Annotated in this window: 9 protein-coding genes; 4 read left to right on the top strand and 5 right to left on the bottom strand. The window is 69.5% G+C overall.

Features of this window, described 5'->3' with window-relative positions:
* Positions 1–7: 7 nt before the first annotated feature.
* Positions 8–1834, bottom strand: coding sequence for an AsmA family protein (locus D187_RS43305; RefSeq protein ID WP_051256793.1), 1827 nt, complete (start codon positions 1832–1834; stop codon positions 8–10).
* Positions 1835–1993: 159 nt separating this feature from the next.
* Here D187_RS43305 and D187_RS43310 point away from each other — a divergent pair, with 159 nt between their 5' ends.
* Genes D187_RS43310 through D187_RS43320 form a run of 3 tightly spaced genes read left to right on the top strand, consistent with a single transcriptional unit; the run spans position 1994 to position 5626 of the window.
* Complete coding sequence (locus D187_RS43310) at positions 1994–2269, top strand: FtsB family cell division protein (protein WP_002620911.1); 276 nt, start codon at positions 1994–1996, stop codon at positions 2267–2269.
* A 4-nt stretch (positions 2270–2273) separates the two neighbouring features.
* Complete coding sequence (locus tag D187_RS43315) at positions 2274–4439, top strand: sensor domain-containing diguanylate cyclase (protein WP_002620912.1); 2166 nt, start codon at positions 2274–2276, stop codon at positions 4437–4439.
* A 50-nt stretch (positions 4440–4489) separates the two neighbouring features.
* Positions 4490–5626: an AAA family ATPase gene (locus D187_RS43320; protein ID WP_002620913.1), complete on the top strand. Its 1137-nt coding sequence runs from the start codon at positions 4490–4492 to the stop codon at positions 5624–5626.
* Between the two features lie 99 nt (positions 5627–5725).
* On the opposite strand, the gene D187_RS43325 is transcribed toward D187_RS43320, so the two are convergent.
* From D187_RS43325 to D187_RS43335, 3 genes are read right to left on the bottom strand one after another with little or no spacing between them, the layout of a single operon-like run.
* Positions 5726–7909, bottom strand: a complete 2184-nt coding sequence (locus tag D187_RS43325) for a xanthine dehydrogenase family protein molybdopterin-binding subunit (RefSeq protein ID WP_002620914.1) — start codon at positions 7907–7909, stop codon at positions 5726–5728.
* Positions 7906–8892 carry an FAD binding domain-containing protein gene (locus tag D187_RS43330; RefSeq protein ID WP_002620915.1) on the bottom strand — a complete coding sequence of 329 codons (987 nt, stop codon included), beginning with the start codon at positions 8890–8892 and terminating at the stop codon, positions 7906–7908. The genes D187_RS43325 and D187_RS43330 overlap by 4 nt, the downstream gene beginning before the upstream one ends.
* Complete coding sequence (locus D187_RS43335) at positions 8892–9431, bottom strand: (2Fe-2S)-binding protein (RefSeq protein ID WP_081714080.1); 540 nt, start codon at positions 9429–9431, stop codon at positions 8892–8894. The genes D187_RS43330 and D187_RS43335 overlap by 1 nt, the downstream gene beginning before the upstream one ends.
* 67 nt (positions 9432–9498) lie before the next feature.
* Between D187_RS43335 and D187_RS43340 the strand changes: the two genes are divergently transcribed.
* Positions 9499–10311 (top strand): class I SAM-dependent methyltransferase, encoded by an 813-nt coding sequence (locus D187_RS43340; protein WP_002620917.1) that lies wholly within the window; start codon positions 9499–9501, stop codon positions 10309–10311.
* A gap of 3 nt (positions 10312–10314) precedes the next feature.
* On the opposite strand, the gene D187_RS43345 is transcribed toward D187_RS43340, so the two are convergent.
* Positions 10315–12027 (bottom strand): HAD-IG family 5'-nucleotidase, encoded by a 1713-nt coding sequence (locus D187_RS43345; protein ID WP_002620918.1) that lies wholly within the window; start codon positions 12025–12027, stop codon positions 10315–10317.
* Positions 12028–12046: the final 19 nt, after the last annotated feature.

Below are 12046 nucleotides of genomic sequence, written 5' to 3' on the forward strand. Positions count from 1 at the left end.
CGGGACTTCACTCCACCGGCTCGCCCGTCTTCTGGGTGTACCAGCCCTGGGGATTCATCAGATGGAGCGAGGCCGTGGCGCCCACCTCCACGCCCACGGGCAGGACGCCGAGCTTCACCAACATCAGCGCGCTCGGCACGCCGCCCGTGCTCGACACCCGGCCCCGCACGTCGAGTCCCTGGCCCCGGGCGCGCAGCGCTTCCACCTTCGCGCCCGCCTCGCCGAGCGAGAGCGTGCCGGACAACTCCAGGTCCTTCGCCTCGAGCAGGGGAGACAGGAGGCGGGGCAGCACGCCCTGGTGGGTGAGCAGGGCGATGAACGGAACGGCGTTGGAGAAGCGCCCCGTGAAGCGGCCCTGGAAGGAGGGTGGGGACAGGGTGAGCGTGGCCTCGGGGAAGGCGAGGGTGCCGTCCCAGCCGCGCGCGTCGTCCCCGCCGGTGCGCACGGTGACCTCCTCGAGCCGCAACTGACTGCCGTCGAGCACCACCGCGTCGCGCTGGAAGGCCAGCTTGTAGGCATCCACGTCCAGCAGGACACGTCCGCCCAGGGTCGCGCCTCCCCAGTGGGCCCGGAGCCCCTCGGTGCTCAGCGACACGTGGGCCTCGCCTCGTCCCTTCTCGGGGCTGGCATGCGAGGTGGCCTCCAGCAGCGCCCGCCCGGACTCCACCTGGAACGACGGGCCGATCCATCCGTTGAGCAGCCTCAACTCCACGGGCTCGCTGCGCGCCGCCTGCACCTGGAGGTGCACGTCCGGCAGGGCCGAGCCCAGGCGCGGAGGCCGGGCGCTCATCAGCAGGGCCACCTCGGGGATGCCCACCGCCGGGCCCTGTCCTCCCTCCAGCCGCGCGGGCCCCAGGGTGAGCTTGAAGCCCAGCCGCTGCTCGCCGTCCTCCCGCGTGTAGATGTCCGAGGCGAAGCGCCACGGGGCCTTCAACACCAGGGGCCCCACCGGCAACTGGAGCGGCGCGCCCGCTCCTTTCAGCGAGGTGCCCGCCGCCACCCGGCCCTCCTTCACGTGCAGGTCCACCTCCACCCGGCCCGCGCCTCCGCTCATGTGCAGATCGGCCAGTCGCGGCACCAGCCGCCGGAACGCGCTCGCCGACGGCACCCGGGCGGTGAGCTGGAGCCGTCCCTCGGTCAGGCCGGTGATGATGTCGAGCCCCTCGGGCTCCTGGCGCCGCACCTCGAGTGTGGCGCCCGCCGTGCCCCCCTCCACGTGCGCCACCGTGTCCTGATCGATGGACAGCTCGCCGGGCCCGAGCGACACCCGGGCATCCTCCATGAGGATGCGCTCGCCGGGTTGGAGATCCAGGTTGCCCGACACCTCCGTGATGCCGGTGAGCCGGGCGCCGTTCCACGCGAACTCGTGCACTCCGTGCACCCGCACGTCCTTCAGGTGGATGCGCCAGGGATCCTTCTCGCGCGGGGGTGGAGGTGGGGGCGGCTCGCCCTTCTTCGGGGTGACGGTGTGGATGTGGGCGCGCAGTCCCCGGACGTCGACGGACACCGTCTCGAAGCGCCGCAGGAGCAGCCCGGTGAGCGACACGTCCACCCAGACCCGATCGATGTCGAGCCGCCAGGCGGCGTTGTTGGGTTCCTCGCGGCGCAGGGAGAAGTCACGCAGGTGGACGCGCCCGGGCACGAAGGACCAGGCCTGGCGCCAGCGCAGCTCGGTGCGGGGGATGAGGCGGTTGAGCAGTCCGGCCAGCCCACCCGTGGCGAGCAGGGCGTTGACGAGCACCTGGAAGAGCAGCAGCGCGCCCACGAGGACGAGGAGCACGCGGCGCCACCGGACCTTCTGGCGGGGGAGGGACACGGGGAGCAAGGTCGGCATCTGGCGCGTGAACGGGAAGCGTCATGCTGGCAGGACGGGGGAGCACAAGCCCGCCGCATGTGCGCGGAGTGTCCTCGGGGAGAAAGAGCGCGGGGCGCGCTACAGCCCTGGAGCGGATTTCTTGCCGGAGGGGTCGCCACTGGTACCTTCCGCGCACTCATGACGGTGCGGCGAAAGCTCCTGGCGGTGGCGGCGTGCGTGGCCGCGCTCCTGACCGTGGTCTCGGCGGCGGATGCGAAGGGTTTTCGCCGCTACCTGAGCCTGCGCCAGGACGTGGAGGCCATCCACCAGCGCAACCAGGCCATCACCGCGCAGAACGAGGCCCTTCGGCGCGAGATCAACGCGCTGCGCACCGATCCCTCCGCCCTCGAGCGCGCCGCGCGCGAGGAGCTGGGCTACATCAAACCTGGCGAGATCGTCTTTCACCTGGAGTAACACCATGACCTCGCACCCGGCACTCTCCGCTGTCCTCAAGTTGCCGCGCCTGGCGGTGCGGGCCGTGCCCATCGGGGCGGTGCTGGCCACGTTCGTCCACCTGGCGCGCGGGGGCTTCCGGAGCCTGTACTCCCTGGGCTGGGACGAGGCCGGGCTCGTGCTCTTCCTGCTGGCCGGACTCGGGGTCATCGGCTGGCGGCGCTTCACCCGCGACGCCGTGGGCGCGCCGCTCTTCCTCCAGGACGACCTGGAGCTGGGCGCGGTGTTCCTCGCCTCGGCCTACATCGTGGTGGCCATCGCCGGCGGCGAGCTCTTCCCGCTCGTCTATCTGCTCATGGCGTGCCTCGTCGCCTTCCTGCCGCACCGCGCCAGCCTCGCGCTGGTGGCCGTGGCGCTCGCGTTCGACGCGCTGCTCACCCTGGGCGGCCCCGCGCGCGGTGGCCTGTCCTCCTTCCTCACCCACACGCTCTTCCTGTCGCTCTTCGCCGTCCTCAACCACCTGGTGCTCGCCGCGCGCATCGCCGCCGCGCGCCGCGCCGAGAACGCCGCGGTGGACAAGCGCATCAAGGAAGTGGAGGAGCGCGCCCGCACCTTCCGCCTCGTCAGCTCCGGCGCCCACGACAACCCTCCCGACGAGAAGGATCAGGAGAAGTGGCTGGTCGCCTCGGTGAAGGAGATCGAGGGCGCGGTGGGCGCGGCGCTGGAGATCGCCGAGACGGCGCTCAAGACGAACACCTGCGCCGCCTTCCTGCTCACCTCGGACGACAAGGGTCTCAAGCTCTACGACTGCCGCAGCGCGAGCGATCACGTGCAGCGCGAGCGCTTCACCGCGGGCGAGGGCATGCTGGGCGGGGTGCTCAAGCGCCGGGCGCCGGTGCGGATGCACTCGGCGCACGGGCTCAAGGGCATCACCTGGTACGACGGGAGCGCGCCCACGCTGGGCGCGGTGCTGGCCGTGCCCATCATCGAGGGCGGAGGGCTGGTGCGCGGCGTGCTCGTGGCGGATCGCCTCTCGCACAACCCGTTCTCGGATGACGACGAGAAGCTCTTCACCACCATCGCCGCCGAGGTGCTGCGCTCCATCGAGGTGGAGCGGGTGATGTCGTACATCCGCAAGACGCGCGACGAGAAGGACAGGTTCTTCCGCGCCATCGAGGAGCTCAACCGCGCGGGCAGCCCCGAGCAGGTGTTCCTCGCGGTGCTGGAGAGCGCGCGGCAGCTCGCGGGGCTGGACTTCAGCGCCGTCACCATCGTGAGCGAGGTGGAGGGCAAGCGCGTGCACAAGGTTGCGCGGATGCTCGGCGTGAGCGCGGCGGGCAAGGCGCTCGAGGGCCGCATCTTCCCGGACAACAACGGCCTGGTCGCCAACGTGGTGCGCTACGGCGCGCCGCTGCCCGGACGGGACTTGAAGGCCATGGACCGCCAGGTCATCTTCGACGAGGAGAGCCAGATTCGAGGGCTCGCGGCGCTGAAGATCTTCCCGCTCACGGCGGGAGACCGGATCCTCGGCACGCTGGTGGCGGGCTCGCGGCGCAAGACGGCGTTGGACCATGACGTGCTGCGGATGTTGGAGGTCATCGCCATCCAGGCGGCGCAGGCGGTGCTGCGCGCCCAGCTCTACGAGCAGATGGAGCGCATGGCGACGACGGACGGCATGACGGGCCTGTACAACAATCGCACCTTCCAGGCGAAGGCGGACGAGATGCTGGCGCACTCGCGGCGCTACGGGCGCAAGTGCTCGCTGGTGCTCACGGACGTGGACCACTTCAAGAGCGTCAACGACACGTACGGCCACCTCACGGGAGACCAGGTGCTCAAGGGCGTGGCGCGCATCCTCAAGCAGCAGGCACGCGACACGGACATCGTGGCGCGCTACGGCGGCGAGGAGTTCGCCATCCTCATGCCGGAGACGGACGCCAAGGGCGCCAAGGTCATCGCCGAGCGCATCCGCGAGGCCATCAAGGCCGAGGTGTTCCAGACGGAGATGGGCCCGCTGAAGGTGACGTTGTCGTTGGGCATCGCGACGGCGCCGGACCACGGCGTGGACAAGCTGGTGCTGGTGGAGCAGGCGGACCAGTGCCTGTACTACGCCAAGCGCCACGGCCGGAACCAGTCCGTCACCGTGGCCGAGGCCCAGGGCGGCCGCAAGCTCCAGGCCGCCGAGGGGTAGGGCGGGGCGATTCACGGGGAGTGAGGGTTGAGGTATCCTCGGGGATACCCATGCTGACGTCCCTGAAAGTCATTGGCTTTCGCAACATCACCTCCCTGTCGATGCAGGGACTGTCTCGCGTCAATCTGCTGGTGGGAGAGAACAGCGCGGGCAAGACCTCGGTCCTGGAGGCCATCGAGATCCTGCTTCTCGCGCGGACCATGCCACATATCCTCGCGAGCGGTCCGATTCGCCGGGGAGAGGGGATTGCTCCGCTCGTGTCAGACGAGGGCGGCGGGGAGGCGGCGGTTGATCTCCGGCATCTCTTTCATGGTCACGAAGTCTCTTCGGACAGCCACTTCGAACTCAAAGGGGAGTCTTCGCGAGGCGCTCTTTCCGTGGCCTGCATGGTCGAGCCCGCCAGCACACGCGACGGTCATGTCCCCGTCTCGGGAGTCGACGCGAATCGTTCGGGCCTGGACCTCGTGCTTCTCATGGAGCCAGGTGCGGTCGATTGCCGATTGTCGATCGAGTTTCCATTGAGCCGATCAACCATTGATGTGCTGATGGAGAACAGACGCATCGCGATCGACTCGCTCCGTCGTACCTCGCGGCGAGGTAGCGTGGAGGAGCAACTCCGAGCATTCTCCCTCCAATTCGTCGAGGCGGGGGCTCCACAGTTGGAGTCCCTTGGCGCCCTCTGGGAAGGGATCGTCCTGACACCGGAAGAGAACAATCTCACCGGCGTGCTGCGAATCATCCACCCCGACGTCGAGCGGCTTGCCTGGCTCTCACGGCCGCGCCATGAGCCGGGCGGAATCTTCGTGAAGCTCGCTCATTCGGAGCAAAGAGTCCCGATCGGCAGCCTGGGGGCGGGCAGCAAGCGATTGCTGGTGCTGGCGATGAACCTCGTCAAGTCGGCGGGCGGCTATGTCCTGCTCGATGAGATCGACACGGGACTGCACTACTCGGTCATGGTGAAGATGTGGGAGTTCGTGATCGAGACCGCTCGACGGTTGAACATCCAGGTCTTCGCCACCACGCACAGCCTGGATTGCATCCAGGCCCTCGCGGGCCTCTACGCGAGAGATTCAGGACTGCGTGGGGACATCACGCTCCATCGCATCGAGAAGGGGACGTCGGCCGCCATCCGGTACTCCGCCAACGAGATCCTCAATGCCATCCGGCGTCCGGTGGAGGTGCTCTGATGCCACCTCTTCCAGGAAATGGCCCATGGGGTTGATGGAGTGGGGTGCTCGAGACCGTGCGCCGGTGCGGCGGCACTCAGCGCACGGGCTCGAGGGCACCTATTGGGCCAGCAGCTTGTCCGGCGTGATGGGCAAATCCCTCACCCGGATGCCCACCGCGTCGTAAACGGCGTTGGCGATCGCGGCGGAGACCCCGGTGGCGCCAATCTCACCCAGGCCCTTGGCGCCCAGGGGACTCACCTTGTCGTCGAACTCGTCCACGAAGATGACGTCGAGCGCCGAGGGGATGTCCGCGTTCACCGGAATGGCCACTCCCGACAGGTTCTTCGACAGCCACCGGCCGAGCTTCGGCTCGTGCTCGCTCTGCTCCATGGCCGCCATGCCCCAGCCCCAGATCATCCCGCCGATGATCTGCGAGCGCGCCGTGCGCGGATTGATGATGCGGCCCACGCTGTAGGCTCCCACCATCCGCCGCAGGCGCAGCAGCCCGAGCTCCGGATCCACCGCCACCTCGACGAACACCGCGCCGAACGTCCGCATCGCGTAGGGCGTGCCCAGGCCGCTCATGTTCGCGGCCTCTCCATTCGGCGCGAACTTTCCCTCGGCGGACAGCTCGCTCAGCCCCGCCCGCCGCAGCACCTCGCCGAGCGGCCTCCCCGCGCCTCCTCCCTTGCGGCGCACCATTCCGTCCCGGATCTCGAGTTCCTCCGGACGCACGTCGGCGGCGCGCGCCACCTGCTCGCGGATCTTCGTCGCCGCGTCGAGAATCGCCGAGCCCGTGCAGACGATCGTCGAGGAGCCATAGGTGGGCCCCGTGGTGGGCAGTCGCGAGTCGCCCGCCGTGAAGGTCACCGCTTCCACCGGGATGCCCAGGGACTCGGAGACAATCTGGGGAAGCGCGGTCAGGCCGCCGGTGCCGATGTCCGCGCTGGAGCCTTCCAGCAGCGCCGTGCCATCCGCCCGGAGTCGGAGGCGGACCGTCGAGCCGAAGCGGAACGCCCCCATCGTGCAGTCCGCCATGCCACAGCCGAGCAGCCAATCTCCCTCGCGGGTTCCTCCCTTGGCGCGCGTGCGCCAACCGAAGCGCCGCGCCCCCTCGTCATAGGCCTCGCGCAGCTTCTTCGACGACCAGGGCTTGCCATCCGCCGGATCGTTCTCCGCGTAGTTGAGCAGCCGGAAGTCGAGCGGATCGATGCCCACCTGGCGCGACAGCTCGTCCACCGCGCAGCCCATGGCGAAGGAGCCCGGACCCTCGACGGGAGCGCGCATCGGGCTGGGGATGTTGACGTGGCCCCGCCGCACCCGCTGGGACGTGCGCAGGGTAGGAGTCGCGTAGAGCGACCGGCCCGCCTCGGTGGCGTACTCGACGTAGTCGTCGGACACGCTCGTCTGGTTGATGACGTCCTGCCCGATGCCCGTCAGTCGCCCCTCGGACGTCGCCCCGAGCGTGACCGTTTGTTCCACCCGCGGCTGATAGGAAACGTTGGCGTACATCTGCGCGCGCGTCAGCACGAGCTTCACCGGCCGCCCGGCCACCTTCGCCGCCGCCGCCGCCAGGAACTCGTGCGGCCAGGTGTAGGCCTTGCAGCCAAAGCCACCCCCGGTATGGGGGCAGATGACCCGGACCTGCTCGGGCTTCAGGCCGAAGGCCTCCGCGAGCGTGCCCTGCGTGCCGGCGATGTGCTGCACGGAATCGAAGACCGTGAGCTGATCCCCGTCCCACCGCGCGAGCGTGGCGCAGGGCTCCATGGGGTTGTGGTGGCGGCTGGGCTGGGTGTAGCGCGCCTCGTGCCGCAGCGCCGCGGTGGCGAGCCCCGCGTCGAGGTCCCCCTTGGCGAAGTGAGCGGGGCCCAGGACATAGCCGCTCTCCCGAGGCTCCACCGGCTCCCCGGCGCCCTGCGGAATGAATGCGCCCGGCGCGTAGCCGACGCGCACCAGTCGCGCGCCATGCTCGGCCGCCTGCAACGTCTCGGCGAGCACCAGGGCCACGGGTTGCCCCTCGTGCCGGATTTCATCCTCCTGGAGGGGCATGAAGACACTCGCGGCGGGTGGCGCGGAGGCGGCCTTCAGCCGGGGCATGTCCCGAGCGGTGAGGACCCGGACGACGCCTGGGTGGGCGAGCGCCTCGGCCGAGTCGATCGACGTGACGCGTCCCGCGGGAATGGGCGCCGTCACATAGACGGCGTGCAGCGCGTCGGGGAGCGGCTGATCGGCCGCGTAGCGCGCCCTGCCGGTGACCTTGTCCGCTCCATCCAATCGGGTGAGAGGCTTTCCCATGCTCATGACGCACCTCGTGCCGCATCACGCACTGCCCGGGCCGCCGCGTTGCGGGCCAGGGGAATCTTGAATCCGTTGTGTTCGAGCGCGCGCGCCCCGGTGAATCCGAGCGCGAGCGCCGCCTGGGCCTCCTTGCTGTCGGGCCGGGTGCCCACCAGCGCCTGTTCCGCCTCCACCAATCGCCAGGGCTTCATCGCCACCGAGCCGAGCGCCACGCGGGCCGAGCGGATGACGCCATTCTCCAGGGTGAGGGCCGCCGCCGCGGAGACGAGCGCGTACTCGTAGGACTCGCGCTCGCGGACCTTGACGTAGGCGGAGTGGGGCGCGGGAGCCGCCAGCTCCACGGCGACGATCAACTCACCCGGCTCGAGCACGTGGTGCTTCTCGGGCGCCTGTCCGGGCAGCACGTGGAACTCACCTATCGGAATGCGACGGCCGCCCGTGGCGCGCTCGGTGACGACGACAGCGTCCAGGGCGGCGAGGGCCACCGCGGGATCCGACGGCTGGGTGGCCACGCAGGCATCGGTCCACCCGAAGATCGCGTGCCGCTCGTTGGAGCCGTGGCGCGCGGCGCATCCGCTGCCGGCGACGCGCTTGTTGCAGGGGAGGGTCTCCTCGGCCCGGAAATAGGGACAGCGGGTGCGCTGGAGCAGGTTGCCGCCGATCGTCGCCAGGTTGCGAATCTGCGGAGAGGCCGCCTTGAGGATGGCCTGGGAGAGCACCGGGTAGTCCCGCACCACGGCCTCGTGTTCACCGATGTCGGAGAGCCGGGCGAGCGCGCCCAGGCGCAGTCCTCCCCCGGTAGTGCGCTCGATGCGCTCCAGGCCCTCGATGCGGCCGATGTCGACGAGCGCCGCCGGGGTGACGATCCCCAGGCGCATCCAGTTGAGCAGCTCGGTGCCTCCGGCGAGGAACGAGGACTCGGGTTTCGACGCGGCCTCGAGGGCCTGCCGCGGGGACGTGGCGCGGGAGTAGTCGAAGGGTCGCATCAGGGCACCTCGGCCTTCTTGGCCGCCGCCCGGACGGCGTCGACGATCTGGGGATAGCAGGCGCAGCGGCACAGGTTGCCGCTCATCCACTCACGGATCTCCGCCTCGCTGCGCGTATGTCCCTCGGCGATGCAGGCCGTCGCGCTCATCACCTGGCCCGGCGTGCAGAAGCCACACTGGAGGCCGTCATGATCGATGAAGGCCCGCTGCACGGCGGAGAGCTGTCCGTCCCGAGCGAGTCCCTCGATGGTCGTCACCTCGCGCCCGTCCGCCTGCACGGCCAGCATGAGACAGCCATTCACCCGGCGGCCATCCAGATGGACCGTGCACGCGCCGCACTCGCCCTGGTTGCAGCCCTTCTTCGTTCCGCTCAGGTGCAGTTGCTCGCGAAGCAGATCCAGCAGCGTGGTCCGGACATCGACGGTCACGCTCCGGCGCTCACCATTCAGGACGAGAGTAATGTCTCGCGTCCACTTCGAGATGCTGGGATCGGGGGGACTCACGCACGCTCTCCTTGATGAACACGTCCGGGGCAACATGCGCAGAGGGGCCCTGCTGACGAAGCTTCGAAAGCAACGCGAGGGCGGCCTGGGATAGGGTTTGGACGTGACTTCGAGCGAACAGGGCCGTGTGCCCCTGGCGGTGACGACGAGCGGCAAGCCCCAAGAGGGCCTGATCCTCCAGGCCCGCGAGGCCGCTCGGAGCTGGGGCCTGCCATTTATTCCCCGGCGCAAGAAGGCGCCGCTCGGCCCGCTGCTCGCGACTGCGGCCGACGCCCTGCTCGTCTTCGAGCGCGAGGGCGAGGTGTCCCTCTGGGATTCGGAGAACTCCTTCAGCTTCAACCCGGGCATGGCGCACCTGCGCCGGTTGCGCTGGCTCGAGGGCGATCGCGGTGACGCCCTGGCGCGCGTGGCCGAATTGCGCCCGGGGGATCACGTGCTCGACTGCACATTGGGGCTCGGCCAGGACGCGCTCGTGGCGGCGGTGGTGGTGGGCCAGCAGGGGAGGGTGGTGGCGCTGGAGAAGAGCCTCGCGCTGTACGCAGTGGTCTCCGAGGGCCTGAAGATCTACGACGCCGGCCCCGAGTCCTGCCGCGTGGAGCCGGTGCACACCGACGCGCACGCGTACCTGCGCACGCTGCCCTCGGGCTCATTCGATGTCGTCTTCTTCGATCCGATGTTCGAGAAGCCCAAGAAGTCCCAGCCGGCCTTCGAGATGCTCCGGCGCTTCGCCGAGCATGCCCCCCTGACGCCCGAAGCGCTGGAGGAGGCGCGGCGCGTGGCGCGGCGGTGGGTGGTGGTGAAGGGCGCCAAACACTCGGAGGACCTGCGCAAGCTGGGGCTCGAGGCCGAGCCCGGCTCGCGCTACACCTCGGTCATCTGGGGCCGCGTTCCCGCGCTGTCCTCTGCGCGGGAGTGAGCGTCAGTTGTCACCTGGAGGAACGCCCTCGCCGCCCTCGGGGGACAGCTTCGCGCTCCACGCGCCCGCCTGCTCGTGGGGCATCAGGTTCCTCAGCGAGCGGTAGTACTGCAGCGGCGAGTCGTAGAGGAAGTTGGACACCCGGCTCGTGTACAGACACGCGTAGCGCTCCACCTGCTCGCCGAAGCGGCTGTTCTCGCTGCCCTCCTTGAAGAGCAGCCCCCAGTACGGGTTGAAGCCTTCCTCCACCTCGCGCTCGAGCGCGTCGGCGATCTCCGTGGCCTCGCGCAGGGCCCGGCGCAGCGTGTCCAGCGCCACCTTGGCCTCGCGCCGCTGCTCCTCCAGCTTCGCCTGGGCCTCGGCCGTGAGCTCCCCGCGCTCCAGCGTGCGATCCAACTGGTTGAGCAGGTTCTTGTGGTCGCCCACCTCTTCTTCCAGCCGCGCGCGCGTGCGCTCCACCTCGGCCAGCCGCTCGATGCGCTCGCGCTGGCCATACGTGTAGGTGATCTCGTCCTCGATCTCCTGGACGATCATGCACGTGCGCCACAGCGAGGTCTTCTTGGACTTGAGGATGTCGCCGTAGATGTGGTCGCCCACGTAGAGGATGCGTTCGCCCGCGCGGCGCGTGTACTGCTCGAACTGCACCAGGTTGCCGCCCTGGTACACCTTGCCGCGCTCCAGGCCCGAGGCCTCGCCCACCACGCGCGCCTCCTCACCGGGCCCGGCCACCTCCAGCTCCAGGAAGGGCCGCTGCTCGGCGAAGAAGGCCGGCTTGGAGGCGAGCGTCACCACGTAGTCGAAGTAGTTGCGCCAGTTCGGGTACTCCGCGAGCTGCCCGTCCAAGAGGTAGCGCATCACCACGTCCGTGTAGTCCCAGGCCGAGTTGGTCAAGAGGAACAACCGCTTGCCGCCCGAGCGCAGCTTGTGCAGCGCGGGACCCAGCTCGGGGTCCTGGAAGACGTAGCGCGACAAGTCCTTGCGCACCTCGCGCTTGAGCGAGTTGTCGCGGTGCACCGAGTCGATGGCCTCGCGGATGTCGTCGTACAGCCGGCCATAGTCCACGCGCTGGCCGAGCGACTCGAGCAGCTCGATGATGCCCGCGAACAGCCAGGCCTCTGGCAGGGCGAAGAGCGTGTCGATCCACGCGAAGCGCGGCTCCCTCAGCCGCACGCGCTGGTTGCGGTAGAGCGCGCGCCACACCTCGCGATCCAACGGCCGCAGCCCGTGCCAGGCCCGCCCCACGTAGCCGAAGCGGTCCATCTTCAGCAGGTTGCCGTTCTCCTTGTCCACGGCCAGCCCGCGCATCACGAAGTGGTGGTCGTACTGCAGGCGGCCGATGACGGAAGGGTAGCCCCGCTCGCTGATGAGCCGCGCGAGCGTCATGTCATAGGCGAGCTCTTCCAGCCGGCGCATGTGGTAGATGGCCAGCGTGTAGTCCATGTCGAAGCCGACCAGCTCGATGCCCGACATGCGCAGGTTGCGGTTGACGAAGATGTCGCGCGCGCGCGGGCCCTCGTGCGGCCCGTGTCGCGGGACACTCAGCAGGCGGTGGAGTTCGGCGTCGGCGAGCAGGGCCTGGGCGCGGTGCTCGGCTTGCTCGGCATGGGCCTGACTGCGCGAGGAGCGGAAGCTGCCGTGCAGCGGATCCGAGGTCGTCGGACTGCCGGGGATGGGGCCAGTCGGAGAGAGTTTGGAAGGCAAGGGACAGACAGACATACCACGCGGCCCGGGGGGT

It is taken from the genome of Cystobacter fuscus DSM 2262 (genome assembly GCF_000335475.2).
Lineage (GTDB): Bacteria > Myxococcota > Myxococcia > Myxococcales > Myxococcaceae > Cystobacter > Cystobacter fuscus.

What these genes read in the sequence shown, in the direction of transcription:
- D187_RS43325 (WP_002620914.1), bottom strand. Translation starts at nt 7,909, where the DNA reads ATGAGCATGGGAAAGCCTCTCACCCGATTGGATGGAGCGGACAAGGTC.
- D187_RS43305 (WP_051256793.1), bottom strand. Translation starts at nt 1,834, where the DNA reads ATGCCGACCTTGCTCCCCGTGTCCCTCCCCCGCCAGAAGGTCCGGTGG.
- D187_RS43310 (WP_002620911.1), top strand. Translation starts at nt 1,994, where the DNA reads ATGACGGTGCGGCGAAAGCTCCTGGCGGTGGCGGCGTGCGTGGCCGCG.
- D187_RS43330 (WP_002620915.1), bottom strand. Translation starts at nt 8,892, where the DNA reads ATGCGACCCTTCGACTACTCCCGCGCCACGTCCCCGCGGCAGGCCCTC.
- D187_RS43315 (WP_002620912.1), top strand. Translation starts at nt 2,274, where the DNA reads ATGACCTCGCACCCGGCACTCTCCGCTGTCCTCAAGTTGCCGCGCCTG.
- D187_RS43345 (WP_002620918.1), bottom strand. Translation starts at nt 12,027, where the DNA reads ATGTCTGTCTGTCCCTTGCCTTCCAAACTCTCTCCGACTGGCCCCATC.
- D187_RS43335 (WP_081714080.1), bottom strand. Translation starts at nt 9,431, where the DNA reads ATGTTGCCCCGGACGTGTTCATCAAGGAGAGCGTGCGTGAGTCCCCCC.
- D187_RS43320 (WP_002620913.1), top strand. Translation starts at nt 4,490, where the DNA reads ATGCTGACGTCCCTGAAAGTCATTGGCTTTCGCAACATCACCTCCCTG.